Genomic DNA, 26561 nt, shown 5'->3' with positions numbered 1-26561 from the left:
CTTACGCGTGCGAGTAGCGCAGCGTGACTCCCAGGTAGATGGCGATAACACCGAGGATGATGTTCAGCGGGACCATGTACTTCCCGATCAGCCCCAGCAGCCCTTTGGCCGCGGCGAAATCGCCGGCATCGATCTTTTTCTGCGCCTTGTTGCGTCGCAGGATCATGGCGCCCAGGTTGAGGGCCATGATGAGCCAGATCGCCTCTTTAACGTGCACGAGCTGATAGGTCGCGAACGCCGCTTCGTCAATAACATTGCCGTTCGCGTCCACCGACGCGGCGCGGAAGCCCCAGCCTACGGCCATCAACACGGCCGTGATGATCAGAATGACAACAAAGGGGCTGACGATCGCGAAGAGACGCTTCAGCGCATGGGCGGTGCGCGCCAGGCGCACCGGGGGCTCAAGCTCCATGAAGGAGTTGTGCGCGGCGAAACGCATGGCGATCATCCCGCCGACCCAGACGACGGCGCTGAGCACATGCAGGAAGACGATCAGCGTGCTGTACTCCCAGAAGAAGGTAACCATGGCCTCTTTCATGACAGCGCCTCCGTAATATAGGCTTTGGACGCCTCAAGCGCTTCGGGCAGTTTTGAAGCATCTTTGCCGCCGGCCTGGGCGAAGTCCGGACGTCCGCCCCCGCCGCCGCCGAGAATCGGTGCGATAGCTTTGATCCAGTCGCCGGCTTTGGCACCGGCATTCTTGACGCCGGCGGCGATCATCACCTTGTCGCCTTTGACCTGGAAGAGCATCGCCGCGACGCTCTCGTTCATGTTCTTGAGCTCGTCGATGCGCCCTTTGACGTCGCCGCTTTTGATCTCTTCGACGAAGACGCTGACGCCGTTGATCGTCTCCGCGTCCAGGGACTCCTTCGCGGCGTTCTGGGCGTCTTGAAGCTCCACTTTCAGCGTATTGATCTGCTCTTTGAGGCGTTCGACCCCGGCAAGCACGTCACGGTTCTTGACGGCGGCTTCCGCTTCGCCGATCAGGTGGCGCTGCTGCTTGAAGTAGTCGTAGGCCGCCTTGGAGCAGACCGCTTCGATCCGTCTGACACCGGCGCTCACCCCGCTCTCTTTGGTGATGACGAACATCCCGATCTCGCTCGTGCTGCCGACGTGGGTCCCGCCGCAGAATTCGATGGAGGCGTCGCCGAAGCGGACGACGCGAACACGGTCACCGTACTTCTCGCCGAACTGCGCTTTCGCGCCGCTCTGCTTGGCAGCTTCGATGTCCATCTCCTCCGTCATGTTGGAGAGGCCGCGCTGCACCACGAGGTTCACGCGCTCCTCGACGGCGGCGATCTCCGCGGAGGTCATCGCCTTGGGGTGGGAGAAGTCAAAACGGAGACGGTCGGCCTCGACGAGGGAGCCCGCCTGGGAGATATGCTCGCCCAGCTCTTCGTACAGCGCCGCATGCAGCAGGTGCGTCGCCGAGTGGTGGCGTTCGATCTCCTGGCGCGCTTCATCGACGACCGCCGTGACGGTGTCGCCGACGTTGATCGTCGCGGTCGCGCGGATCTTGGAGAGGTTGAGGCCGAAGAATTTCTTCGTATCGAGGACCTCGGCAACCCCTTCGAGCAGACCGGTGTCGCCCGTCTGTCCGCCGCTTTCGGCATAGAAAGGCGTCTCATCCAGCAGTACCCACCCTTCGTGGCGGGCGTGGAGGCTCTCTTCGCGGCCGAAGCCCTCGCTGAGCAGGGCCAGGACCTTCGACTCGCCTGTCATGCGGCCGTAACCGACGAAGCTGTTCTCGCCGAACTGCTCCAGCAGCGTTTTGAAGTCCCCTTCGACGTGGGCGTCGCCGCTCCCCTTCCAGGCCGCTTTGGCCCGTTCGCGCTGCTCGGTCATCAGACGCTCGAAGGTCGCCGTATCGAGGCCGAGCCCCTTTTCGCGCAGCATATCCTCGGTGAGGTCGAGAGGAAAGCCGAAGGTATCGTAGAGTTTGAAAGCGGTCTCACCGCTGAAGACATCCTTCGTGTTCTTGAGCTCTTCGCTGAACAGGGCAATCCCATCCTCGATCGTTTTGAAGAAGCGCTCCTCTTCAAGCATGATCTGCTCTTTGACAACGGGCGCTTTTTCCGACAGGTACGGGTATTGATGCCCCATCAGTTCCACGACCGTATCGACGATCTCGTGCATGAACGGCTTGGTGAAGCCCAGCAGGTAGCCGTGACGTACCGCGCGGCGAAGGATACGGCGCAGGACGTAACCGCGCCCCTCGTTGGAGAAGTTCGTCCCCTGGGCAAGCAGGAAAAGGACGGTGCGGATATGGTCGGCGATGACGCGGTAGCTCGCACCGGTAGCGTATTCGTAAGGCTTGCCGATCAGGTCGACGACCTTGTTGATGATCGGCATAAAGAGGGAGGAGTCGTAGTTGCTCAGCTTCCCTTCCTTGACGGCGACGACGCGCTCGAGGCCCATCCCCGTATCGATGGAGGGCTTGGGCAGCGGGTTGAGCTCGCCCTTCGCATTGCGCTCGTACTGCATGAAGACGAGGTTCCAGATCTCCAAGAAACGGTCGCCGTCGCCGCCCATGTAATCCTCGGGGCCGTTGAAGTGCTCCGCACCCTGGTCGATGAAGATCTCTGAGCAGGGACCGCAAGGGCCGGTATCGCCCATCTGCCAGAAATTGTCTTTGTCCCCCAGGCGCATAATGCGGTCCGCAGCGATGTGCTTCTTCCAGATCGCCTCGGCTTCGTCATCGCTCTCGTGTACCGTGACCCAGAGCTTCTCTTTGGGCAGGGCAAGCACCTCGGTCACGAACTCCCACGCGTAGGCGATCGCCTCCTCTTTGAAGTAGTCGCCGAAGCTGAAGTTGCCCAGCATCTCGAAGAAGGTGTGGTGGCGGGCCGTGTGGCCGACGTTTTCCAGGTCGTTATGCTTTCCGCCGGCGCGGACACAGGTCTGGCACGACGTGGCACGGGGGTTCTCGGGTACCGGCACCTCGCCGGTAAAGATCGTCTTGAACGGGACCATCCCCGCGTTATTGAACAGCAGCGTGGCGTCGTCGGGCACCAGCGGTGCGCTCGCTACCGGCGTGTGGCCCTTGGATTCAAAAAATTTCAGATAGGCTTCGCGTACATCCATACTCTCATCACTTTGTGCGGCAAAGCACCGCGGTAAAATATGCGCGATTATAGCGAAGCGGGGATTAAGTGTAGCTCTAAAGGCGGGAAAGCGCGGCGGCGATGTGGCGGCGGATGGTCCAGAGGCTTGCGACAAACTCGAAATAGAAACGTTCCGTCTCCGTGTCGACCTCCCCCGTCTGCCCGATCAGCTCCAGCCGCTCCATTGCCTCGCGCAGATAGTCCCGTTCAAGGGCACAGGCGCAGCAGACCTCGTGCTCGCTGTTCATGCCGTCGTTGAGCATCACATACGAACGGGTAACGCAGTCGGCAAGCTGCACGGCATAGTCACGATCACGCAGCATCTCGGCCGACAGCGGATCGATTTTGGCGATGAGGGCATCAAACTGCCTGTTGATCGACTCGATCGTCTCTTTCATGGGGTCTCCTGGCACCGCATTCGGTGCCCCATGATACATAAGTTTTCCTAAAGAGTCACTCAAACCTCATCGGGGGTTTTGCACGGTCGTCTCCGGCGGTAGACATAGAAGGCGACCAGCAGGACCACCCCGACGAAAACCGCCAGGGTGATCTCCCGCAGGTAGCTCTTCAGCAGGGCCTCGTTCTCGCCGATCAGGTAGCCTACCAGTACCAGGATCAGGCTCCACAGCCCCGCCCCGAGTGCCGTATATGCCACAAAGGGTGCCAGGGGCATTCGCGCCAGGCCGGCAGGGATGGAGATGAGCTGCCTTATGCCCGGCAGCAGGCGCCCCGAAAAGGTTGAAATGGGGCCGTGTGCCCTGAAAAAGGCATCGAGCCGCTCCAGGCTCTTCTCGGAGATAAAGACGTAGCGCCCGTAGCGGCGCAGCAGGGGAAGGCCGAGCGAGAGCGCCAGGTAGTAGTTGATGAGCGCACCGGTCAGCGATCCCATCAGCGCCATGAGCATGACCACAATGGGATGCATCTCCCCCTGGGCGATCAGATAGCCCGCCGGCACCAGCACCACCTCGCTGGGGAAAGGGACGAAGGAGCTCTCCACCGCCATCAGGGCGAAGATCCCGACATAGCCCAGCCCCAGGACTGCCTCGACGAGCCACTGCGTCAGTTCCGCCAGCATCAGCACGCCCCCCGGACGGCAGAAATGATCGCTGCGGCTGCATCGTCGCCTTCCAGGGCCCGCAGTCCCCTGCTGGCCGCTTCAACACCCTCGTCGAGCATCTGTTCAAGCAGTTCGGGGCGGAGCTCCGCTTCCCGGACGACCCAGGAGAGCCCCTGCTCTGCCAGGTACATCGCGTTGTAGTACTGGTGGTCCCCCGCCGCGTAGGGGTAGGGAACGTAGAGCGCCGGCAGTCCGTTCGCCGCCAGCTCCCAGAGCGTGCTCGCCCCGGCACGGCTGACGGCGAGGTCGCTGCGCGCAAGCAGGGAGGGGAGTTCCTTCGTAAACCCGTACAGCTCCGCCCCTATGCCCATGGCCGCATACGCCTCCCGGACCCGTTCATAGTCGCGTTCGCCGCACTGGTGGATAATGGCGATCCCGCGCCGTGCCAATGCCGGGGCGACGGCAAGGGCAAAGTCGTTGATCGCCTTCGCCCCCTGCGAGCCCCCGAGGAAGATCACCGTTTCTACGCGCTCGCGCACCCGCGCCGATTCGAAGAGCGCGCGGTTCACAGGATAGCTTTTGACGGGGCTCTGGGAGTCGTAGGAGCTGAAAAAACAGCGGGCGTAGCGCCGAAGCAGACGGTTGAGCCGCCCGGTCACGGCGTTTTGTTCATGGATAAAATAGGGGATCTTCAGGGAGAGGGCCGCGAAAGAGGCCGGCGCCGCCGAAAAGCCCCCGACGCTGATGACGGCATCGGGGCGGTAGCGCCTCATGATCCGCCTTGCCTCCAGTGCCGACCGGGCCACCCGCCACAGCGCCGCCAGTTTCGCCACTCCCCGGCGGTTGACGACCCCCGTCGTCTCCAGAAAATGGGTCTGCTCAAACGCGGAGCCCTCCCCGAACCACATCCGGTCCTGCCCCGTGGTCGATCCGATGAAGATCGCTTCGTCGCCTGCCGCGGAGATCGCGTCCAGCAGGGCCTTGGCAATGGCCAGGTGTCCGCCGGTCCCGCCGCCTGTCAATACGAATTTCAATACTGTGCCTTTTTCGAGATCATCAGGACCATTCCCACCCCGACGGCCGACGCCATCATCGCCGAGCCGCCGTAGCTGAGGAAGGGTACCGATATCCCCTTGATGGGGGTAATGCCGCTGATGCCGAAGGCGTTGAGCAGGAACGCGAAGGCCAGCAGCAGCCCGATCCCGACGCAGAAGAGCGAATAGCGGGCGTTCCCGATGCGGTTGGCGATCGTAAAGATGCGTTTGAGCATCCAGAGAAAGAGACCCGTCACGACGGCGATACCTATAAACCCGAACTCCTCGGCGATCCCCGCCAGGATAAAGTCCGTATGCACCTCGCTCAGAAACCCCAGCTTGAAGGTCCCGTTGCCCAGGCCCGTACCGATGATCCCGCCGTTATGGATCGCGTTGAGGGAGTGGCTGATCTGGTAGGGTTCGTCGTGGGACTGCACCCGCAGATGCGCGGCGATAAACTCGGGCATCAATGAGAGGATGGAGTCCTGCGCCAGCGACCACCAGGAGATAATGCGCGCGACCCGGTGCTGGGCGGTAAAGATGAAGACGACAAAGGCGCCCACGGCGAAGGCCATGAGCACCAGGAAGAAGCGGAAACTGCTGCCGGCGAGCATCAGCATGAAGAGCAGCGACATCGCCAGGACCATCACCTGCCCCAGATCCTTCTGCATCACTGCGATCAGGACCATCACCAGGATAAAGAAGGCGGCATAGGGAATGAACTGCCGGAACTCCCCCTTTATCCCGAGTTCGCTGTGGTGGCGGATCTTGCGCGAAAAACTCCAGGCGAGAAAATAGACAAACCCGATCTTGAAAAGCTCGACGGGGGCCAGGGAGACCCCGGCCAAGCGGATCCACCGTTTCGCCCCGCCGACTTCCGTCACCAACGACGACGGCATAAAGGGCATCCCCATCATCAGCACGAGCGCCCCCAGAAAGAACAGAAAACCGAGGCGGCCGAGCCAGACATCGGGGTCAAGCTGGGCGATGCCCCACATGAGCAAAATGGAGAAGAGCCCAAAGGCCATCTGGCGCAGGGCAAAGTGCATCGGAGCGTAATCGAAGAGAACCACCGTGTATTCCGAGAGGGAGTAGATCATCACGATGCTGATCGCGATCAGCGTAGAGGCGGTGACGAACAGGGTTCTATCGGGCATGCGCACTCCGGCTTTTTTTTGGATGTATTTTAGCCGCCGAAGGCTTATGGGCACCTCTATACGCTTCGCCCCCGGCACGCTCCGTGCGGCAGAATCCGTACCTAGTCGCAGGTGTGGTTGGGGAGGCGGAACGTCTGGGCGCCGCCGAAATAGAGCGTATTGTTCTCCAGGCGTACGCGGTAGCGTTCGACGCCCCCTTCGCCGAAGTTCAGCAGCAGATCGTCTCCTTCGATATGCCACTCCCCCCGGCGCAGCACCCGCTGACGCGACGTTTCATTCGCCACGGTATGGACCCCCCGCAGCAGCGTGTCGCCGTTGCGGCAGAGCCACACTTCCCGTTTTTCTGTAAAGGCGCCGCTGTTCTGGTAGAAGACGAAATGGCCTCCGCTGATGCGCTGGTACACCCCCTCCGCGTGTGCGGGCAGGGCCCGCAGGGGCGTGAATCCGATGCTGTCGCCGAGGGTGATCATCGTCTGGCGCATCCCCTCGTACCCTTCGGGTGTAAAAAAGCCGTAGAGCACGACCGCACGCCCCTGCGGTCCCAGCACGACATGGATCAATGCCCGGGTAAAGGCCTCTTCGCCCTGGACCCGGTAGAGGCGGTAGAACAGCGACGGCCGCAGCGCCGCGATCTGTGACGAGGAGCGGAGCTCCAGTCCGTAATACCGCATCTGCTGCGGGAGCATCTGCCGGGGATCGCCCAGGACGCTCGTGTTCGCCTCCATAAGGACACGTCCCGCTCCGTCGGGCGACTGCAGCACCAGGGGACCGCGTTCGCCGACAAGCTGTGCCTGCCACTGCGCGGGCAGCATCAGCGATGCCCCCAAATTCGGGGCACTGAGTTTCTGCGGTCCGGTGTAGACCCTTCCTGCCGCCAGCGTTTCGGCAGCAAGGATTCCCGGCAAAAAAAGCAGCAGCAACGTCAGGGTGCGTATTATCATCCGCACACTATACACTAACCCCCCTTTCAAGCACAAAACGCTATAGTCCGATTACTGAAACATGCAGGGCGGAAGCAGCACGATGGCCAACGTTGAACTGAACAAAAAGAAAAAGATCGTCATCCTCTTTTTGCTGATTACATTCGCCTTTGCCGTCTTTGCCCTCGTGATGGCGGGCAAGGCCCTGGGCGAGCGCCACACGCCGCGCCTCTACACCTCCGGCACGACCAAGGCGATGCGCGGCAGCCTTATCAGCGCCGACGGTTTCCATATCGCGACGACACGCAAACTCTACAAGGCGACCGTCAACACCCGCAACATCGATCCCGACAAAAAAGAGCTCTTCGTGCAGCTCTTCTCCATCTACAGCGGCATCCCGACGGCGAAGATCCGCCAAAAACTCGGCAAACGCCGCGGCAACGTCGTGCTCAGCTACGACATCTCCCCTAAGCGGGCCCAGTACCTCAAAAGCCTCGCGTTCGAACTGCGCAGGCTCGGGATCTTCGTCGAATACGAAACCCCCTCGGGGGATACGATCCTGCACGGACTCAACGTCGTCGAAAGCGGCGAAGCGCGCGTCTACCCCTACGGCGACCTCCTCACCCCCCTTATCGGCTACCCCCGCAAGTTCGAAGAGGACGGCTATACCCGCAACCGCGGCATCAAGGGGCTGGAAAAACAGTTTGACGATTCGCTGCAGGCCCGCCGCAACGGCTACACCTATGCTCCCCGCGACGCCAATAACTACAAGCGTCTGACAAAGGAGAGCCTCTTTACCCCGCCCCTGGACGGCTACGACCTTCAGCTCACCATTCCCGTCACCCTGCAAATAAGGGTCGAGCGCATTGCAGACGCCATGAAAGATTATCTCGATGCCGAAGAGATCATGGTCGTGATCATGCGCAGCGACGACGGGGAAGTGCTCTCCCTTGCCAGCTCCAACCGCTTTCTGCCGACGCAGATCAAAAAAAGCGACTACAGCGCCCTCAATACGGGAGCCCTTGAGTACAGTTTCGAACCGGGTTCGGTCCTCAAGCCCCTCGTCTTCTCCATTCTGCTCGAACACGGGAAGGTCAACCCCTTTGACATCGTCAACGGCCACGGCGGACGCTTCAAGATGGGGCGCAAGGTGATCACTGACGAGCACAAATTCAACTGGATCAGCGCGGAGAACGTCATCGTCCACTCCTCGAACATCGGCATCGCCCAGCTGGCCCAAAAGCTCGAAGGGGACGAATTCGCCGAAGGGCTGCGGAACTTCGGCCTGACCAGGCCGACGGGGATGGAGTTCCCCTATGAAAAACGCGGGGTCCTCCCCAGCGTCCGGCAACTGAACGCCGAAATCTACAAGGCCACCACCGCCTACGGCTACGGCCTGCGCGTCGACCTGATGCAGTTGATCAAGGCCTACAACGTCTTCAACAACGGCGGAAAAGCGGTCACACCGACCGTCGCCAACAAGCTCATCGACCCCGCGACGGGCGAGACCATCGCCCTTGAAACCGACGACCCGGTCCAGGTCCTCACCCCCTCCACGGCCGCGAGGATGAAAAAGATCCTGATCAAAACCGTCCGGGAGGGGACCGGAACGGGCACGATCACCCCCGGCCTCGAGATCGGCGGCAAAACGGGAACAGCCCACATCGCCGAAGGGGGCCGCTACGTCAACCAGTACAACACCTCTTTCCTCGGCTTCGCCAACGACACGCAGGGGCACCGCTACACGATCGGCGTCACCGTTATAAAGCCGAAGAAATACCACTTCGCCTCTCTGACCGCTGTCGCAGTCAACAAAAAAGTGATCGATATGATGGTGCGGGAGGGGTATCTCGTGCCGGACCCGGTGGCGGCAGCGGAAGAAGTGGCGGTCAGTACCAAACACTGAGTAGTAAGCTTACATTTCTTCTGTCAAGTCAGAAACGGTCCTTAGCGTGTCAGCCGGATCACCGGGGGATGGCATGCCCCGAAAGCGGCAGCCTTTCGCACTTTCTTCTTTCGGGTTCGGTTTCTTCTTTGTGCGAGCAAAGAAGAAAGGGAACGAACAACCTAACTCAAATCCAGACGTTATCCAAAAGCCGCGTCGTCCCGACAACCGCCTCGACAAGAATGATCGTATTGCCGACGTCGACGGTGTCTATCGGCATAAACGCCCGGTTGACGATGGCCACATGTTCGACTTCCAGCGGTTCCAGGACGGCCAGCATCTCCGCATAAAGGCGGTCGCTTTCCAGGACCCCCCTTCCGACCAGATGCGACGCCTTCGTGAGTGCGCGGGAGATCTTCAGTGCTTCGCCGCGTTCGTCGGCGGAGAGGTAGGCGTTGCGCGAACTCAGTGCCAGCCCGTCGCTGTCGCGTACCGTATGGCACGGCACGATCTCGACGTCCATAAAAAGGTTCTTGACCATCGTCTGGATGAGCATCAGCTGCTGGGCATCTTTCCGGCCGAAATAGGCGCGGTCGGGACGGACGATATTGAGCAGCTTGTTGACGACCGTCAGCACCCCGCTAAAATGCCCCGGGCGCGACGTTCCTTCGAGAATGTAGCCGCGTACATCCGGGGCGATGAGGCTCACTTCGTCCTCGCCGTACATGTCAGACACATCGGGGTAGAAGAGGTAATCCACCCCGGCCAGGCTGCAGATCTTTTCGTCGGCCTCTTTGCGGCGCGGATAGCTCTCCAAGTCCTCCCCGGCGAGGAACTGCGTCGGGTTGACGAAGATGGAGACGACGACGATGTCGTTCGCCTCTCTGGCCGCCTGGATCAGCGTCTTGTGACCGATGTGAAGCGCCCCCATCGTCGGAACGAAGCCGACACTGCCCTGCGTCGCTTTAAGCGCGGCTTTCAGGGCATTGGGGCTCTTGATAATCTCCATGTTTTAAGCCTCTATTGAATATAATCGGCATTATATCTGATCTATTTTTGGAGAGACATTTTTGGACCATTACGAATACGGCGAACTGCTGAAAACCCTTAAAACGAAGATGCAGAATATTACGGGCGTCGTCCAGCCCGATGCCATCAACACCCGCCTGGAAGCGATCGCGGAGCTGGAAAACTCCCAGGACTTCTGGAACGACGCCGCCAACGCCGCGGTCGTGCAGAAAGAGAAGACCCAGCTGGAACGCAAACTCGCCAAATACGAGACCGCAGCCGGGGCCCTCGACGACGCCGCCGACCTCTACGAGATGGCCAAGGAGGAGGGTGACGAGGAGACGGTCCAGACCCTCTTCGACGAAGCCGCCGATCTGGAAGAGAACGTCCGCACCATGGAAATTGAGGTGCTGCTCAGCGGTCCCAACGACGGCAACAACGCCATCGTCTCCATCCACCCGGGCGCGGGCGGTACCGAGTCCCAGGACTGGGCCTCCATTTTGCTGCGGATGTATACCCGCTGGGCGGAACGGCGCGGCTTCAGCGTCGAGACCCTCGACTACCAAAGCGGCGAAGAGGCGGGGATCAAAGACGCCTCCATCATCATCAAGGGCGAGAACGCCTACGGCTACCTGAAAGTCGAAAACGGCATTCACCGCCTCGTGCGCATCAGCCCCTTCGACTCCAACGCCAAGCGCCACACCTCCTTTACCTCGGTGCTCGTCTCCCCGGAGATCGAGGATGACATCGACATCGTCATCGAGGACAAGGATATCCGTATCGACACCTACCGCGCCTCCGGCGCCGGCGGCCAGCACGTCAACAAGACCGAATCGGCCATCCGTATCACCCACATTCCGACGAATATCGTCGTGCAGTGCCAGAACGACCGGAGCCAGCACAAGAACAAGGCCACGGCCATGAAGATGCTCAAATCCCGCCTCTACGAGTATGAACTCGAACTCAAACGCGCGGAGGAAGCCGGGATCGAGAAGAGCGAGATCGGCTGGGGGCACCAGATCCGCTCCTACGTCATGCAGCCCTACCAGCAGGTCAAGGACACCCGTTCGAACGAGGCCTACTCCAACGTCACGGGCATCCTCGACGGCGACATCGACAAGATGCTCGAAGGGGTACTGATCACGCAGAGCAGGGGCTAGCATGCGCGGGCTGATCCTCGCTCTGTTTCCGCTGCTGCTGCTCTTGGGCTGCGGTGAAAGCAACAGCCGCCAGCAGCCCTACCTGATGGGACAGAACCCCAAAGGCCCCTACGCGACCCCGCAACAGCTGCGCGAACGCTCCGAAAAGATCGAAACGGCCAAGATCAAAGCCGACGCCGACAAAGAGATCGCCCTGATCAACAAAGCGCGCGACATCGAAGTCCAGAAGCTCATTTCCGAGACCGACGTTGCCAAGGCCGGCATCACCAAAGAGGTGGCGATGGAGGAGGCCCAGACCAAGAAGATCGCCATCGAGAAAGAGCATGAAGAGGCGACCTATTTTGTCTGGCTGATCGGCGCCGCCCTGCTCCTGCTCTTCTGGTTCCTCTTCTACTACACCGGCAAGAACCGCAAGGAGCGCCTCAAGATCCATGAGGACGAGCTCCTCTACAAGCTCCGGATCCAGGAGCAGGAGATGAAGATGAAGATGGCCGAGAAGATGCTCGACTCCATCACCTCCGGCAAACTCTCCCCCGAACAGGAGAACCGTCTCATCGACACCCTCGAACACACCACCACGAAGCTGATCGAGCAGAAGCGATGAAAACCCAGGGCGCGAACCGGCTGCTCAAAGAGTGCGCCCTCGAAGAGAAGTGCGCCTACCTCCCCGATCAAGGGCAGACGACGCACTACAAGATCATCGCCCACTGTTCTCCGAGCTACTGCGATCACCTCATTCGCCGGGGCTGGCGCCGATTCGGCGAGATGTTCTTCCGGCCCATCTGCAGCGACTGCAGCGCCTGCGAAAGTATCAAGATAGACGTCGCGTCCTACCGGTTCAGCCGCTCGGAAAAACGGGTCCTGCGAAAAAACGAGGACCTCAGTGTCATGATCCGCCGCCCCGGGATGAGCCGGAAACACCTCGAGCTCTTCACCGACTATCACCACTATATGCACCACCACCGCGGATGGGACGAGCAGCCCGTCACGCCCCGCAACTACTACAGCTCTTTCGTTCACGGCTACAACGACTTCGGCTACGAGGTGCTCTATTTCGACCGGGAACGCCTCATCGGCGTCGATCTCATCGATATCCTTCCCAGCGGCATCTCCTCGATCTACTTCTACTATGATCCCGAGTACGCCGGCCGCTCCCTCGGAAAATACTCCCTGCTGCAGCAGATCAAAATGGCCAAGGAGCGCGGCCTGCCCTGGATCTATCTCGGCTACTATGTCGAAGGGTGCCAAAGCCTAATGTACAAACGCGCCTACACCCCTCTTCTGCAGCTGCAGGGACGCCCCGCCGACGAAGAGACCGACATCTGGACCGACCTCCCCTCCTAGGCTCGTATGATGCGTATGCTCGCCCTGTTCACCGCCGCCGCATTCAGCCTGTACGCCGGAACGATCGAAGCGCGCTATGCCATTTCATTCTGGGTCATCGGGCAGGTCGGGAGCGCCACACTGAGGCTCCAGACAGACGCGGGCCGTTACCGCATCGAAGCGAACGCGACGCTGCAAGGCGTTGCCGCCCTGCTCGCGCACCATCACAGCGAATTTTTTCAGAGCGAGGGGCGTATCGACGCCGAGGGACGCCTTGTTCCCGAACGCTACCGCGTCCTACGGACGATGGACGACTACCGCCGCGAACAGCTCTACCGTTTCGGGCCCGGCGGCATCTACCGCTCCCAACACGAAAAAATGCGCGTTACCCTGCGCCGGTTCGACGCCGCCTCCATGCGCTATGTCACGACAATAAGACCCGCCGAGCACCGCGCCTTCCTACGCGAACCCTATCGCGCCGACAACGACCTGCTGACCCTCTATTTCAATGTCCGGCAGCAGCTCGCAACGCTCGTGCCGGAGCAGCCCCTGACCTTCAATGCCGCGGGGGCAGGCGGGGGAAAAGTGCATATCGAACGCACCCTCTTACCATACCACTACAGGGTCCAGCTCGATCAGGATATTTTCCGAAGTGCCCACGGGGAGATGGCAATCGAAACGGACGAATCGTTTTACGTTAAAAGTGCTATCTTACAGGATGTTTTACTGTTTGGTGATTTGAAAGTAGAGCGGGAGTGGTTGAAAGAGAGCCCGTAGGCTCCGGGAGCAACGGCTTAGCCGTTGCGCTTCTTGATGATCTCGTCTGCGACGTTGCGCGGAACTTCTTCGTAGTGGTCGAACTCCATAGAGTAGGTCGCACGTCCCTGCGTAGAAGAACGCAGGTCCGTAGAGTAACCGAACATCTCGGAGAGCGGTACGAAGGCGTCAACGATCTTGTTACCAGCACGGTCGCCCATGTTGTTAACCTGACCGCGGCGGCGGTTAAGGTCACCGATCACGTCACCCATGTACTCTTCCGGTACTTCGACCTCGACCTTCATCAGCGGTTCAAGGATTGCAGGGTTCGCTTTGCGCGCACCCTCTTTGAAGCCCATGGAAGCGGCAAGTTTAAACGCCATCTCAGAGGAGTCGACATCGTGGTAGGAACCGTCATAGAGAGCGACTTCGACGTCTTCGATCGGGTAACCCGCAAGGATACCGTTCTGCATCGCTTCTTCACAACCCTTCTGAACCGCAGGGATGAATTCTTTCGGAATAACACCACCTTTGATCTCGTTGTGGAAGATGTAACCAGAACCCGGCTCGCCCGGCTTGATGCGCAGGTAGACGTGGCCGAACTGACCGCGACCGCCTGACTGCTTGGCGTACTTGTACTCCTGGTTGACTTCGTTCTTGATCGATTCGCGGTAAGCAACCTGCGGCGCACCGACTTCGGCTTCGACTTTGAACTCGCGCTTCATACGGTCGACGATGATCTCGAGGTGAAGCTCACCCATACCGGAGATAATGGTCTGGCCGGACTCTTCGTCGGTGTGGACACGGAAAGAAGGGTCTTCCGCAGCCAGTTTACCCAGTGCGATACCCATTTTTTCCTGGTCGGCTTTTGTTTTCGGCTCAACCGCAACGGAGATAACCGGCTCCGGGAAGTCCATACGCTCGAGAACGACCTTGTCTTTCTCGGACGCGAGGGTATCACCCGTAGTCGTGTCTTTCAGACCGACGACCGCACCGATTTCACCCGCGTAGATCTCTTTGACCTCTTCGCGCTTGATGGCGTGCATCTTCATGATACGGCCGACACGCTCTTTCTTGTCTTTCGTCGTGTTGTGCGCGTAAGAACCTGACTCCAGGATACCGCGGTAGACACGGATAAATGTCAGCTGGCCGACGAACGGGTCGGTCATGATCTTGAACGCCAGGGCCGCGAACGGTCCGTTGTCCGTAGACTCGACAGCGACTTCTTTCTCTTCGTCATCCATCATCGTACCCTTGATCGCCGCGACTTCCGTCGGCGCCGGCAGGTAAGCGACAACCGCGTCGAGCAGCGTCTGAACACCTTTGTTCTTGAATGCCGTACCGGCAGTCATCGGAACGATGTGCATTGCGATCGTTGCACGTTTGATCGCTGCGATGATCTCGTCGTTGGAGATCTCTTCGCCTTCGAGGAATTTCTCCATCAGCTCTTCGTTGCCGTCGACAGAGGAGATCTCTTCGATCATCTTTTCGCGGTACTCGTCCGCTTTGTCCTGGAGTTCAGCACGGATCTCCTGCTCATGGTAAGCAGAACCCATTGCCGCGTCGGCATCCCAGACGATCTCTTTCATCTTGACGAGGTCGACGATACCTTCAAAGTTGTCTTCCGCACCGATCGGCAGCTGGATCGGAACCGGGTTACCTTTGAGGCGGTCGCGGATCTGGTTTTCGACTTCGTAGAAGTCCGCGCCGATACGGTCCATCTTGTTGACGAAAACGATAGACGGTACACCGTAGCGGTTACGCTGGCGCCATACAGTCTCAGACTGCGGCTGAACACCACCGACGGCACAGAATACGGAAACCGCACCATCAAGAACACGCATGGAACGCTCAACTTCGATGGTGAAGTCGACGTGGCCCGGGGTGTCGATAATGTTGATCTGTTTACCGTCCCAGGTACAAGTTGTCGCTGCGGAAGTAATCGTAATACCGCGCTCCTGCTCCTGCTCCATCCAGTCCATCGTCGCCGCACCGTCGTGTACCTCACCGATCTTGTGCTCAACACCGGTATAGAAGAGGATACGTTCGGTCGTCGTCGTCTTACCCGCATCGATGTGCGCGGCGATACCGATATTTCTTACATCTTCGAGTTTATGAGATCTTGCCATTGTTATTAGCCTTAGATATAGTAGTTAGAGGGGACCGTGCCCTAAAGCGAGACGCGATAGTAGCACGGAAGGGTTGCATAACGATTACCAGCGATAGTGGGCGAACGCTTTGTTCGCTTCTGCCATCTTGTAGGTATCTTCTTTCTTCTTGAATGCAGAACCTTTATCGGACGCTGCATCCATCAGTTCGTTCGCCAGGCGTTCTGCCATCGTACGCTCATTGCGTTTACGGGCAGCATCGACAAGCCAGCGGATCGCCAGGGAGAGTTGGCGGACAGGGCGTACTTCTACTGGAACCTGATAGGTTGCCCCACCGACGCGGCGGCTCTTGACTTCCAGGACCGGCTTGATGTTGTCGATCGCTTCGTTGAAGATTTCGATACCCGGCTTTTCGCCGCGGGCACTGATGATATCCAGCGCGCTGTACATAATCTTCTCAGCGGTGCTCTTCTTACCGTCGAGCATGATTTTATTGATGAACTTCGTCAGGACTTTGCTGCCGTGAACCGGGTCAGGCATAATCTCACGGACGGGCGCTCTTCTTCTACGCATTGTATTTCCTTATTTGCTTCAATTTTTTTCAAAATTTACTCAAAGCTCTCGCTTTGTATTCACATCTTCTCAGGGCAATCCCCCGATACTCAATGCTTGACTATAGGGACGTTCTTATTTCTTCGGACGTTTCGTACCGTATTTAGAACGTGCAACCGTACGGTTGGCAACACCGGCAGTATCGAGCGCACCGCGAACGATGTGATACTTAACACCCGGAAGGTCTTTGACACGACCGCCGCGTACGAGAACGATAGAGTGCTCTTGCAGGTTGTGACCTTCACCACCGATGTAAGAGATAACCTCGAATCCTGATGTCAGGCGGACTTTTGCGACTTTACGAAGCGCCGAGTTCGGTTTCTTCGGTGTTGTCGTGTAAACGCGCGTACAGACGCCGCGGCGCTGCGGGCAGTTTACGAGTGCAGGAGACTTGGATTTCTTGATCGCAGCCTTGCGCTCTTTACGAATCAACTGATTGATTGTAGGCATTTGAATCCTTTCATAATTTAAAATGTTCCAGTAGATACTTCTCACGAGAGAGTATTGAACGCGAAATAATACTAAAGTTTAGTTGAATTTTAGCTTATCTTAAGAGAAAGGGGAGTGAGGGTGCGGGGCAGCCCCGCGAGAGAGATGCTTACGCGTCGAAGTCGATCGTGAACTCTTTGTACATACCGGTACCGGCCGGGATCGTACGACCGATGATGACGTTCTCTTTCATATCGGTCAGGTCGTCGATCTTCGCGGAGACCGCCGCTTCGGTCAGGACCTTGGTCGTATCCTGGAAGGACGCCGCGGAGATGATCGAGTCCGCACTGACAGAGGCACGGGTGATACCGACCAGGAACGGCTCGGCGATCGCCGGCTCGCCGCCCAGGCGCAGGATCTTCTCGTTCTCCTCTTTGAAACGGTTCTTCGAGACGAGGTCGCCCTGAATGAACTTCGTATCGCCGGACTTGACGATCTTGACCTGGCGGATCATCTGGGTAAAGATGACCTCGATGTGTTTGTCCGCGATGTTAACCCCCTGGCGGCGGTAGACCTGCTGGACTTCACTGACCAGGTAGTTGTACAGCGCTTTGACACCGAGGATGCGCAGGATCTCGTGGCTCGAGACCATACCGTCGGAGAGACGTTCGCCGGCGTGAACGAATTCGCCCGGGTGGACCAGGGCGTTTTGGTTCTTGTCGACAAAGTACTCTTTCATGATGCCGTTTTCACCGGTAATGATGATACGTTCCTTGCCGCGCAGCGGCTTGCCGAAGCTGACAACACCGTCGATCTCGGCGATGAGGGCGACATCTTTCGGTTTACGCGCTTCGAAGAGCTCGGAAACCCGCGGAAGACCCCCGGTAATGTCCCGGGACTTCTGGAGCGCTTTCGGTGTCTTCGCCAGGATGTCGGCGACGTTGACCTCCGCACCGTCCTGGGCGAAGACCGCCGTCTTCGGTTCAACCGCGTAGCGGATGATCTCGCCGGTTTCCGTTGCCAGCACGATCGCAGGCTTGTATTCCGGCGCGATGTATTCGTTGATCATCAGACGCGTTTTGCCCGTCAGTTCATCGAACTGCTCGGAGGCCGTCACACCCGGAATGATATCTTCGAACTTGACCGTACCGGCCGCTTCGGAGATGATCGGGTTGGAGTACGGGTCCCACTCGGCGATGACGAGGGATTCCGTCGTCGCTGCGTGTGCGATGACCGTTGAGGCCTCTGCCGCCGCATCGTCCTCGATATCGACGATGGAGCCGCGGGCGATGTAGTGGCGGTTCGCTTCACGGTCGTCGGCATCGACGACCACGGCGAAGAGCCCCTTCTCCGTGACTTCGTACCCCTTGCTGATCGCATCGTAGCGCTCAAGGTAATCCCCTTTGAGGAGGAAGAACTTGACCGTACCCTTCGCACCCGCTTCGACGCGCTGTGTGACCGGTGCACCGTCATCGACGAGAAGCTCGGAGGCGTACGGGATACGGTTCGGAACGTTCCAGCCGTCGCGGATTGTTTCTACGATCGATTCGTGTGCCGTTACCGTCGCGCCGCTTTCGTACGGCAGGTAGAACTTCCCTTCGATCTTACCGCTGACGCCGGCCAGTTCGTTCGGACGGGCGACCTCGGTCTTACGCAGGGTATAGCGCTGGGTCTGGTCCCCGTTGCTGACGCTGATAAGGACCTCGTCGTGGATCGACTGAATGTCGATCGTACCGTCGAACGGTGCCTTGATCTTCGGCTCGACCAGGAGCACACCCGCATTACGGCGGTTGGCAACGATGTTCTTGCCTTCCTGGTTCTTATAGGTTTTCAGGTTGTAGTAACGGATGAAACCTTTCTTCGTTGCCGTGACCTGGCGCTCTTCACGGGTACTGGACGCCGTACCACCGACGTGGAAGGTACGCAGGGTCAGCTGCGTACCCGGTTCCCCGATCGACTGCGCCGCGATAATACCGACGGCTTCCCCTTTGCGGACCAGTTCGCCCGTTCCGAGGTTTTTACCGTAACAGAGCGCACAGACGCCGCCTTCGGACTTACAGGTCGCCGGTGTGCGGATATGTACCGACTTGATGCCCGCTTCGACGATCTTGCTCGCCTTGATCTCGTCGATCAGCTCGCCCTCGGGGTAGAGGATCTCGTTGGTGATCGGGTCGATCGCGTCTTCCGCGAGTACGCGGCCGTAGATACGGTCTTCGAGCGGTTCGATCATTTCGTTACCGATGGAGATATCCGTGATCTCGATCCCCTCGTGGGAACCACAGTCATCCTCGACGATCTTCACGTTCTGCGCGACGTCGACGAGTTTACGCGTCAGGTAACCGGCATTCGCGGTCTTAAGCGCGGTATCCGCGAGACCTTTACGGGCACCGTGGGTCGAAATAAAGTACTCGAGGACGTTCAGACCCTCTTTAAAGTTCGAGATAATCGGCGTTTCGATGATCGAGCCGTCCGGCTTCGCCATCAGACCCCGCATACCGGCGAGCTGACGGATCTGGGCTGCAGAACCCCGCGCCCCGGAGTCGGCCATCATGTAGATGGAGTTGAACCCGGCTTTGTCGTTCTCGATCAGATGCATCATATCGCCCGCAAGCGTATTGTTAACGTCGGTCCAGACGTCGATGATCTTGTTGTAGCGCTCCTGCTCGGTCAGAAGACCCGCTTCGTACTGCTTCTGGATCTCTTTGACCTTCGCCTTGGACTGCGCGATCAGTTCCGGCTTCTCTTCCGGGACGATAACGTCGTCAACGGAGATGGAGACACCCGCTTCCGTCGCATGTTTGAAACCGAGGTTCTTCAGACGGTCAAGGAAGCCCGCCGTAACAGCGATGCCACCGTGTTTCTGGACGTAGTCGACCAGGGCGTTGATCGCCTTTTTCTTCATGACGCGGTTCCACAGATCGACCGGGACGAAGTCAGGCAGGATCTCCTTGATAAGAAGGCGGCCGACCGTCGTCGTGATCATGCGTCCGTCGACACGGGTACGGATGCGGGCGTGCAGATCAAGCGCACCCTGCTCCAGCGCGATACGGATCTCGTCAACATTGGCGAAGAGTTTGTTCGAACCGACGACGCCATTCTTCTCCAGGGAGATATAGTAGATCCCGAGGACCATATCCTGCGACGGTGTCGCGATCGCTTTACCGGAGGCCGGAAGCAGAATGTTCATGGATGAGAGCATCAGCACTTTCGCTTCCGCAATCGCCTCGGCGGAGAGCGGCACGTGGACCGCCATCTGGTCACCGTCGAAGTCGGCGTTGAAGGCCGCACAGACGAGCGGGTGCAGCTGGATCGCTTTACCGTCGATCAGGCGCGGGTGGAAGGCCTGAATCGAGAGTTTGTGCAGCGTCGGCGCACGGTTGAGCATGATCGGATAGCCTTCGACGATCTCTGAAAGACACTCCCAGACTTCGTTGGTCTGGTCTTCGATCATCTTCTTGGCCGCTTTGACCGTTGTCGCGTAACCCTTGTCTTCGAGCTTCGCGATCAGGTGCGGCTTGAAGAGCTCAAGGGCCATCTTTTTCGGCAGACCGCACTGGTCCATCTTGAGGTCCGGACCGACGACGATGACGGAACGGCCGGAGAAGTCGACACGCTTACCGAGAAGGTTCTGACGGAAACGTCCCTGTTTACCTTTGATGACCTCGGAGAGGGATTTCAGCGGACGCTTGTTCGCACCCTTGACGGCATTGGCACGGCGGCCGTTGTCGAAGAGGGCGTCAACGGATTCCTGAAGCATACGCTTCTCGTTGCGCACGATAATCTCCGGCGCTTCGAGCTCGATCAGACGCTTCAGACGCTGGTTACGGTTGATAACACGGCGGTAGAGGTCGTTGACGTCGGAGACGGCGAACTTGCCCCCGTCCAGAGAAACCAGCGGACGCAGATCCGGCGGCAGAACCGGCAGAACCGAGAGCATCATCCATGCCGGGTTGTTCCCGGAATTCAGGAAGGATTCGATGACCTTCAGACGCTTGACGATCGTTTTGCGCTTCGCTTCGGAACGGGTCCCCTCCATCTCCTCTTTGAGGACGGAGAAGAGCTCGACGAGGTCGATGTCGTCGAGCAGGTCACGGATAACCTCGCCACCCATCTGGGCAACGAAACCGCTCTCGCTGTAGCGCTGGTACAGGGTACGGTACTGCTCTTCGTTGAGGACGTCGTACTTCAGAACCGGGGCGCTCTGTTCCGCATCATAGAACGCTTCGCCGCCGCTTTTGACGATGTACGCTTCGTAGTAGAGTACGCGCTCGAGGTCTTTCATCTTGACACCGAGGAGGGTACCGATACGGCTCGGCAGGGAGCTGACGTACCAGATGTGCGCTACCGGCGTGACCAGGTCGATGTGACCCATGCGGGTACGGCGGACTTTGGAAGTCGTGACTTCAACGCCACACTTCTCACAGACGACACCCTTGTAGCGCATCTTCTTGTATTTGCCGCAGAGACACTCGTAATCGCGGACCGGACCGAAGATCTTGGCACAGAAAAGGCCGTCGCGCTCCGGTTTCAGGGTGCGGTAGTTGATTGTCTCCGGCTTTTTGACTTCGCCGTGGCTCCAGGAGAGGATCTTCTCCGGGCTCGCCAGGCGGAACTGCAGCTGTTTAATGTCCTTCGGGCGATTCTCTTCCGTTACTTCAATCGGCACTAATTTGCTCATCGTCTTCCACCTCGTCAAAAATCTCTACATCAAGCGCAAGGGATTGCAGCTCTTTTGTCAGTACGAACAGCGTTTCAGGAATACCGGATTCCGGCACGCTTTCACCTTTTGTCAATGCTTTGTACGCCGCGACACGACCGTCGACGTCATCGGACTTGATCGTCAGCATCTCTTTGAGGACCGCGGAAGCACCGTAGGCCTCGAGAGCCCATACTTCCATCTCCCCGAAGCGCTGACCACCGAAGAGGGCCTTACCGCCGACCGGCTGCTGGGTAACGAGAGAGTACGGCCCCGTGGAACGGGCGTGGACCTTCTCATCGACCAGGTGGTGCAGTTTGATGACGTACATGTAACCGACGTTGACACGCTCTTTGAGCTGCTCGCCGGTCTTACCGTCGAACAGGACGGTTTTACCGTCTTTATCCATCTTCGCCATCGCGAAGAGGTTCTCGAACTCTTCGGCGTTGACCCCTTCGAAAATAGGTGTCGCGAAGCGGACCCCGCCCTTCGCCCAGTCACGGCCGAATTTCAGGATTTCGTCGTCGCTCATCTTGGCAACGGCATCCTCGAGTTTCATCAGGCGAGCTGCGCTTGCAATCTCGGAGAGTTTACCGCGCAGGGTAGCGATCAGGTTTGATTGCTCCTGTTCGAACTGTTCCTGGAGCTGGTAGCCGAGTTCACGCCCGACCATCCCAAGGTGCATCTCAAGGATCTGACCGATGTTCATACGCGACGGAACCCCCAGCGGGTTCAAACAGACGTCGACGGAACGGCCATTGGCCATATACGGCATGTCGACTTCCGGGACGATCGTGGAGACGATACCCTTGTTCCCGTGACGACCGGCCATCTTGTCCCCGACTTTCAGCTTGCGCTTCGTCGCGATGTAGACCTTGACGTACTTGACGACGCCGTTGGGGAGGATGTCGTCTTTTTCAAGGATCGTCAGCTTCTCTTCGTGCTCGTCGCGGAACTTCTTCTTCTCTTTCTGGAAGTGGTTCTTCGTCTTATTGTACTTCGCCTGGACCTCTTCGCTGTACGCTTTAACGATGTTGTTCATCGCGAAGCGGTTGACGTTCTCAAGGTCTTCCGCCTTGATCAGGTCACCGGCGCTGTAAGATGTACCGTTCGCCGTTACATCGCTTTCCAGCGGCGACTTCGTCAGCAGGGAGACGACACGCATCATCTCCTCTTTGTCGATCATGAGCAGGCGGTCGTAGTGCTCGCGCTCGAGCTCGTCGCGCTCCGCTTTTTCCATCTCGAGGGTACGCGGATCTTTGTCATAGCCTTTTTTCGTAAAGACCTTGACGTCGACGACGACACCTTCCATGCTCGGCGGGCAGTAGAGCGACTTGTTGACAACATGGCCCGCTTTTTCACCGAAGATGGCCCGCAGGAGGCGCTCTTCCGGCGTCGGCTTCACTTCGCCCTTCGGAGAGACCTTACCGACGAGGATCATGCCGCCGTTGACATAAGTACCGATCTTGACGATACCGCTTTCGTCCAGGTGCGCGAGGTCCTCGTCACGGACATTAGGGATGTCGCGGGTGATCTCTTCGACACCGTGCTTCAGTTCGCGCGCTTCCGCCTCTTTTTCATAGATGTGGACGGAGGTATACGCATCTTCGCGGATCAGTTTCTCGGAGATGACGATAGCATCCTCGAAGTTGTAACCGTTCCACGGCATGAATGCGACGAGGGCATTCTGGCCGAGGGCAAGTTCACCCTGATCCATGTTCGGACCGTCGGCAATAACCTGGCCTGCTTCGACGTGCTCGCCGACCTTGACGATCGGCTTCTGGCCGAAGGTCGTATTCTGGTTGGTACGCAGGTTCTTCTGCAGCGGGTAGTAGTCGATGACCGCACCCTCTTCGTCCTTGCTGATGACGTAGATGTGGCGGGCGTCGATCTTCTCGACGACACCGGCACGCTTCGCCTTGACGCTCTCCCACGCATCGCGGGCGACAAGCTTCTCGATACCCGTTCCGACCATCGGTGCGGAGGGCTTGAGGAGCGGTACGGCCTGGCGCTGCATGTTCGATCCCATGAGGGCGCGGTTCGCGTCGTCGTGTTCCAGGAACGGAATCAGTGATGCGGCGACACCGACGACCATGTGGGACGAGAGGTCCATGTACTCTGCATCTTTCGGCGAACCGAGAATGATTTCACCGTCTTTGCGAAGCTCGATGAGCTCTTCGGCGAACTGGCCGTTTGCATCAACCTTGTTCGATGCCGCGGCGATGGTCATCCCCTCTTCCTGGGTCGCCGTCAGGTAGATGACGTTCTCGTCACCGTACTGGACGATACCGTCTTTGACAACGTTGTACGGCGCTTCGATAAAGCCGTGCTCGTTGACCTTGGCGTACGTTGCGAGGGTGTTGATAAGACCGATGTTCTGACCCTCCGGGGTCTCGATCGGACAGATACGGCCGTAGTGCGTCGGGTGAACGTCACGGACTTCGAAGCCCGCACGCTCCTTGACGAGACCACCTTCACCCAGCGCGGAGAGACGGCGCTTGTGCGTTACTTCTGACAGCGGGTTCGTCTGGTCCATGAACTGGCTCAGCTGACCGCCGGAGAAGAACTCCATAATTGTCGAAGTGATCATCTTGGAGTTGATCAGGTCGTGCGGCATCAGTTCGGCCATCGGTCCGCTCATCGTGGAGAGCTTGTCCTTGATCGCCTTCTGCATCTTGATAAGACCGTTGTGCAGCTCGTTGCCGAGGAGCTCACCGATGGAGCGGATACGGCGGTTACCGAGGTGGTCGCGGTCATCGATGTGGCCCTTGCCGTTCTTGACTTTGATGACGTACTTGACCGTGTTGATGATATCCTCGTTGGTGAGCACGGTGACGTACTCCGGGATCTCCTGGCCAAGTTTGTGGTTCATCTTCATACGGCCGACGCGGGTCAGGTCGTAACGTTCCGGGTCAAAGAAGAGCTGGTTGACGAAGGCTTTCGCCGCCTCTTTCGTGACCGGTTCGCCCGGGCGCATTACCTTGTAGATACGGATCGCGGCCAGGTCATTCTCGTCTTCGAGCTCTTCAGTCTGCTTGAGCAGTTTCAGCGAGTCCGCATCCGCCAGGAACGCGTTGATGATGGAGCTGTCGACGCCGGAGGCCAGGTCGTTCGCGATGACGAAGGAGCCAATGCCCGCTTCCGCGATCTTCTTGAGCTTCATCTCGTCGATGGAAGTCATCGTGTCGAAAAGGACTTCGCCCGTTTCCGGGTTGATGATCGGCTCGGCCAGGTGGCGTTCGCAGAGCACTTCGACCGGGTACTGGACACGCGTCGTGCCGGTTTCGACCATCTTCTGCGCTTTTTTCGCAGAGAGGCGTTTGCCGGCCGCGACGAGGACTTCGCCGGATTCGTCGCGGAGGTCGAACTCCAGGCGTCCGTCGAACTGTTCCGGCTCAAACGGCATCAGGAAGGCGTTGTCGACAATCTCGATCGTCTGAAGCGGGTAGAAGAGCTTCAGGATATCCTGTTTGCTGTACCCCAGGGCACGGAACATAATCGTGACAGGCACTTTACGGCGCTTGTTGATGCGCATGTAGAGGATGTCTTTCGGGTCGTACTCGAAATAGAGCCACGAACCCCGGTCCGGGATGATCTGACCGGTATAGATCAGTTTGTTACCGGCCGTCGTCGCTTCCTCTTCTTTGAAGATAACGCCCGGGGAACGGTGGAGCTGGTTGACGACAACGCGTTCGACACCGTTAATGACGAAGGAGGTACGGTCCGTCATCAGCGGAATGTCGCGGATAAAGATCGACTGTTCTTTGATCTCGCTGACACCTTTTTTCTCTTTCGTGTTCTCATCGCGTTCCCAGAGGACCAGGCGGGTCTTCATGCGCAGGGAGACGGAGTAGGTGAGTCCACGTTCCATACATTCGCGTACGGTGTATTTCGGCGTACCGATTTCAGAACCCATGTACTCAAGCGTAATGCGGTTCTGGGCATCATGGATCGGGAAGACAGACTGGAATACACGTTCCAGGCCGCTCTCGGCGCGATCCTTCTGATCCATCATCAAAAAATTTTCGTAAGAGCTCAGCTGCAGTTGAAGGAGGTTAGGAACATCGATCTGTTGCGGGGTTTTAGCGAAGTCAACACGTAAGCGGTTTCCGGAGTAGAGTGTGTTTAACATATAGGCTACCTCGAATGAAGTTAAATTACTGAAAGCGGTTCAGTAAGTGCAGTGTCTAAGCAGGCGTCCCTGCCATAAACGACGTAAGGGCACTTTTGCCAGCCGTACAAAAACGGATGGCAAAAGCGCCCGGAAAAAAGCTCGGAAGGCAAGGCCTTCCGATATGATAGTGAAACTTACTTGAGTTCGACAGAAGCGCCAGCTTCTTCGAGTTCTTTCTTTGCAGCTTCGGCAGTCTCTTTGTCGACGCCTTCTTTGATGACAGAACCGGCAGTTTCAACCGCTTCTTTCGCTTCTTTGAGGCCGAGACCAGTCAGGCCGCGGACAACTTTAATAACGTTGATCTTCTTCGCACCAGCGTCTTTGAGGATAACGTCAAATTCAGTTTTTTCTTCGGCAGCTTCAGCAGCTACAGCAGCGCCGGCAACAGCGACCGGCTGAGCAGATACGCCGAATTTTTCTTCGAACTCTTTAACAAGTTCGGACAGTTCGAGAACGGAAAGGTTAGAGATGTACTCGAGTACGTCTTCTTTAGTGACAGCCATTTTTATCTCCTAATGGTTTTAGTATAAGTAATTAAGCCTCTTCTTCGCGCTTCTTTCTAAGCGCATCGAGACCGATCGTAAAGTTGGTGAGCGGTGCCATCCAGGTAGCAGCCAGCATGCCAAGCAGTTCGTTGCGACCCGGGAGTTTTGCGAAAGCTTCAATTTTCGCTTTGTCCGCAGGCTCTTTGTCGAGGTAACCGGCTTTGATGCTCAGTTTCTCGTTTTTCTTTGCGAAATCCGCCGCAACTTTCGCCGCACCGATAACGTCGTCGGACCAGATGAAGATGTTCATATCTTTCAGCTCGACGCCTGTCATCTCTGCGTTTGCCAGAGCAATGTTCGCCAGGGTGTTTTTAACAACCTGAACTTTCGCATCGCTTTGACGTGCCATACCGCGCAGTTCTTCGAGGTCAGCAACACCAAGACCGTTATAGTCACAGATAACGACGGCCGCAACACTTCCGAATTCACCGGTGAGGTAGTTGACGACTTCCGTTTTTTCAGCTCTTGTCATTCGTTCTCCTTTCCAGACTTTAACTTCAAGCGGGGCGGGGAAAGGCCGATTAAGCAGCACAGGCTGCCCCCAACTCTCTTCAGTCCAAAGATTTCAGATCTTCGTTTAGTGAAAATCTTGC

Annotated in this window: 20 protein-coding genes; 5 read left to right on the top strand and 15 right to left on the bottom strand. The window is 58.1% G+C overall.

Going from position 1 to position 26561, the window contains the following annotated elements; translation table 11 throughout:
- Position 1: 1 nt before the first annotated feature.
- The 7 genes from LOH54_RS02185 to LOH54_RS02155 all read right to left on the bottom strand — a co-directional run bounded on the left by LOH54_RS02185 (position 2) and on the right by LOH54_RS02155 (position 7293).
- Complete coding sequence (locus tag LOH54_RS02185) at positions 2-538, bottom strand: hypothetical protein (protein WP_231020150.1); 537 nt, start codon at positions 536-538, stop codon at positions 2-4.
- The gene (gene alaS, locus LOH54_RS02180) at positions 535-3084 is read right to left on the bottom strand and encodes an alanine--tRNA ligase (RefSeq protein WP_231020149.1); all 2550 of its coding nucleotides are present in this window, start codon (positions 3082-3084) and stop codon (positions 535-537) included. Before alaS ends, LOH54_RS02185 begins: the two co-directional genes overlap by 4 nt.
- A 76-nt stretch (positions 3085-3160) precedes the next feature.
- The gene (locus LOH54_RS02175) at positions 3161-3502 is read right to left on the bottom strand and encodes a hypothetical protein (RefSeq protein ID WP_231020147.1); all 342 of its coding nucleotides are present in this window, start codon (positions 3500-3502) and stop codon (positions 3161-3163) included.
- Between the two features lie 59 nt (positions 3503-3561).
- Positions 3562-4179 carry a DedA family protein gene (locus LOH54_RS02170; RefSeq protein ID WP_231020145.1) on the bottom strand — a complete coding sequence of 206 codons (618 nt, stop codon included), beginning with the start codon at positions 4177-4179 and terminating at the stop codon, positions 3562-3564.
- Positions 4179-5195 carry an undecaprenyldiphospho-muramoylpentapeptide beta-N-acetylglucosaminyltransferase gene (murG, locus tag LOH54_RS02165; RefSeq protein ID WP_231020143.1) on the bottom strand — a complete coding sequence of 339 codons (1017 nt, stop codon included), beginning with the start codon at positions 5193-5195 and terminating at the stop codon, positions 4179-4181. The genes LOH54_RS02170 and murG overlap by 1 nt, the downstream gene beginning before the upstream one ends.
- Entirely contained in the window at positions 5192-6352 is a 1161-nt protein-coding gene (locus LOH54_RS02160; RefSeq protein ID WP_231020141.1) for an FtsW/RodA/SpoVE family cell cycle protein, read from the bottom strand. The genes murG and LOH54_RS02160 overlap by 4 nt, the downstream gene beginning before the upstream one ends.
- 101 nt (positions 6353-6453) lie before the next feature.
- On the bottom strand, positions 6454-7293 hold the full coding sequence (locus LOH54_RS02155) for a hypothetical protein (RefSeq protein WP_231020139.1): 840 nt from the start codon (positions 7291-7293) through the stop codon (positions 6454-6456).
- 61 nt (positions 7294-7354) lie between these two features.
- Between LOH54_RS02155 and LOH54_RS02150 the strand changes: the two genes are divergently transcribed.
- The gene (locus LOH54_RS02150; RefSeq protein WP_231020138.1) at positions 7355-9178 is read left to right on the top strand and encodes a peptidoglycan D,D-transpeptidase FtsI family protein; all 1824 of its coding nucleotides are present in this window, start codon (positions 7355-7357) and stop codon (positions 9176-9178) included.
- Between the two features lie 166 nt (positions 9179-9344).
- Here LOH54_RS02150 and panC read toward each other — a convergent pair whose 3' ends face one another.
- Positions 9345-10166, bottom strand: a complete 822-nt coding sequence (gene panC / locus LOH54_RS02145; protein WP_231020137.1) for a pantoate--beta-alanine ligase — start codon at positions 10164-10166, stop codon at positions 9345-9347.
- 61 nt (positions 10167-10227) lie between these two features.
- Between panC and prfB the strand changes: the two genes are divergently transcribed.
- The 4 genes from prfB to LOH54_RS02125 are packed head-to-tail and all read left to right on the top strand — an operon-like array spanning position 10228 to position 13425.
- Entirely contained in the window at positions 10228-11325 is a 1098-nt protein-coding gene (gene prfB, locus LOH54_RS02140; RefSeq protein WP_231020135.1) for a peptide chain release factor 2, read from the top strand.
- A 1-nt stretch (position 11326) separates the two neighbouring features.
- Positions 11327-11929 carry a hypothetical protein gene (locus LOH54_RS02135; protein WP_231020134.1) on the top strand — a complete coding sequence of 201 codons (603 nt, stop codon included), beginning with the start codon at positions 11327-11329 and terminating at the stop codon, positions 11927-11929.
- Positions 11926-12669, top strand: coding sequence for an arginyltransferase (locus LOH54_RS02130; RefSeq protein WP_231020132.1), 744 nt, complete (start codon positions 11926-11928; stop codon positions 12667-12669). Before LOH54_RS02135 ends, LOH54_RS02130 begins: the two co-directional genes overlap by 4 nt.
- A 9-nt stretch (positions 12670-12678) precedes the next feature.
- The gene (locus LOH54_RS02125) at positions 12679-13425 is read left to right on the top strand and encodes a DUF3108 domain-containing protein (RefSeq protein ID WP_231020130.1); all 747 of its coding nucleotides are present in this window, start codon (positions 12679-12681) and stop codon (positions 13423-13425) included.
- A 17-nt stretch (positions 13426-13442) separates the two neighbouring features.
- On the opposite strand, the gene fusA is transcribed toward LOH54_RS02125, so the two are convergent.
- The 7 genes from fusA to rplJ form a co-directional block, all read right to left on the bottom strand.
- The gene (fusA, locus tag LOH54_RS02120; protein ID WP_231020129.1) at positions 13443-15533 is read right to left on the bottom strand and encodes an elongation factor G; all 2091 of its coding nucleotides are present in this window, start codon (positions 15531-15533) and stop codon (positions 13443-13445) included.
- 84 nt (positions 15534-15617) lie between these two features.
- Positions 15618-16085: a 30S ribosomal protein S7 gene (gene rpsG, locus LOH54_RS02115; protein WP_231020127.1), complete on the bottom strand. Its 468-nt coding sequence runs from the start codon at positions 16083-16085 to the stop codon at positions 15618-15620.
- 114 nt (positions 16086-16199) lie between these two features.
- The gene (gene rpsL, locus LOH54_RS02110; RefSeq protein WP_231020125.1) at positions 16200-16574 is read right to left on the bottom strand and encodes a 30S ribosomal protein S12; all 375 of its coding nucleotides are present in this window, start codon (positions 16572-16574) and stop codon (positions 16200-16202) included.
- 148 nt (positions 16575-16722) lie between these two features.
- The gene (gene rpoC, locus LOH54_RS02105) at positions 16723-21231 is read right to left on the bottom strand and encodes a DNA-directed RNA polymerase subunit beta' (protein ID WP_231020123.1); all 4509 of its coding nucleotides are present in this window, start codon (positions 21229-21231) and stop codon (positions 16723-16725) included.
- Positions 21209-25381: a DNA-directed RNA polymerase subunit beta gene (gene rpoB, locus LOH54_RS02100; RefSeq protein ID WP_231020121.1), complete on the bottom strand. Its 4173-nt coding sequence runs from the start codon at positions 25379-25381 to the stop codon at positions 21209-21211. The genes rpoC and rpoB overlap by 23 nt, the downstream gene beginning before the upstream one ends.
- Before the next feature lie 176 nt (positions 25382-25557).
- Positions 25558-25926 carry a 50S ribosomal protein L7/L12 gene (rplL, locus tag LOH54_RS02095; protein WP_231020119.1) on the bottom strand — a complete coding sequence of 123 codons (369 nt, stop codon included), beginning with the start codon at positions 25924-25926 and terminating at the stop codon, positions 25558-25560.
- A 31-nt stretch (positions 25927-25957) separates the two neighbouring features.
- Complete coding sequence (gene rplJ / locus LOH54_RS02090) at positions 25958-26440, bottom strand: 50S ribosomal protein L10 (protein WP_231020117.1); 483 nt, start codon at positions 26438-26440, stop codon at positions 25958-25960.
- Positions 26441-26561: the final 121 nt, after the last annotated feature.

Origin of the sequence: Sulfurimonas sp. HSL-3221 (assembly GCF_021044585.1) — a bacterium.
GTDB lineage: Bacteria > Campylobacterota > Campylobacteria > Campylobacterales > Sulfurimonadaceae > Thiomicrolovo > Thiomicrolovo sulfuroxydans.
This window is presented reverse-complemented; position numbering and strand designations above follow the sequence as displayed.

What these genes read in the sequence shown, in the direction of transcription:
- LOH54_RS02175 (WP_231020147.1), bottom strand. Translation starts at nt 3,502, where the DNA reads ATGAAAGAGACGATCGAGTCGATCAACAGGCAGTTTGATGCCCTCATC.
- LOH54_RS02130 (WP_231020132.1), top strand. Translation starts at nt 11,926, where the DNA reads ATGAAAACCCAGGGCGCGAACCGGCTGCTCAAAGAGTGCGCCCTCGAA.
- LOH54_RS02155 (WP_231020139.1), bottom strand. Translation starts at nt 7,293, where the DNA reads ATGATAATACGCACCCTGACGTTGCTGCTGCTTTTTTTGCCGGGAATC.
- LOH54_RS02170 (WP_231020145.1), bottom strand. Translation starts at nt 4,179, where the DNA reads ATGCTGGCGGAACTGACGCAGTGGCTCGTCGAGGCAGTCCTGGGGCTG.
- rpoB (WP_231020121.1), bottom strand. Translation starts at nt 25,381, where the DNA reads ATGTTAAACACACTCTACTCCGGAAACCGCTTACGTGTTGACTTCGCT.
- LOH54_RS02135 (WP_231020134.1), top strand. Translation starts at nt 11,327, where the DNA reads ATGCGCGGGCTGATCCTCGCTCTGTTTCCGCTGCTGCTGCTCTTGGGC.
- panC (WP_231020137.1), bottom strand. Translation starts at nt 10,166, where the DNA reads ATGGAGATTATCAAGAGCCCCAATGCCCTGAAAGCCGCGCTTAAAGCG.
- rpsL (WP_231020125.1), bottom strand. Translation starts at nt 16,574, where the DNA reads ATGCCTACAATCAATCAGTTGATTCGTAAAGAGCGCAAGGCTGCGATC.
- fusA (WP_231020129.1), bottom strand. Translation starts at nt 15,533, where the DNA reads ATGGCAAGATCTCATAAACTCGAAGATGTAAGAAATATCGGTATCGCC.
- rplJ (WP_231020117.1), bottom strand. Translation starts at nt 26,440, where the DNA reads ATGACAAGAGCTGAAAAAACGGAAGTCGTCAACTACCTCACCGGTGAA.
- LOH54_RS02125 (WP_231020130.1), top strand. Translation starts at nt 12,679, where the DNA reads ATGCGTATGCTCGCCCTGTTCACCGCCGCCGCATTCAGCCTGTACGCC.
- rpsG (WP_231020127.1), bottom strand. Translation starts at nt 16,085, where the DNA reads ATGCGTAGAAGAAGAGCGCCCGTCCGTGAGATTATGCCTGACCCGGTT.
- LOH54_RS02185 (WP_231020150.1), bottom strand. Translation starts at nt 538, where the DNA reads ATGAAAGAGGCCATGGTTACCTTCTTCTGGGAGTACAGCACGCTGATC.
- rpoC (WP_231020123.1), bottom strand. Translation starts at nt 21,231, where the DNA reads ATGAGCAAATTAGTGCCGATTGAAGTAACGGAAGAGAATCGCCCGAAG.
- LOH54_RS02150 (WP_231020138.1), top strand. Translation starts at nt 7,355, where the DNA reads ATGCAGGGCGGAAGCAGCACGATGGCCAACGTTGAACTGAACAAAAAG.
- rplL (WP_231020119.1), bottom strand. Translation starts at nt 25,926, where the DNA reads ATGGCTGTCACTAAAGAAGACGTACTCGAGTACATCTCTAACCTTTCC.
- alaS (WP_231020149.1), bottom strand. Translation starts at nt 3,084, where the DNA reads ATGGATGTACGCGAAGCCTATCTGAAATTTTTTGAATCCAAGGGCCAC.
- LOH54_RS02160 (WP_231020141.1), bottom strand. Translation starts at nt 6,352, where the DNA reads ATGCCCGATAGAACCCTGTTCGTCACCGCCTCTACGCTGATCGCGATC.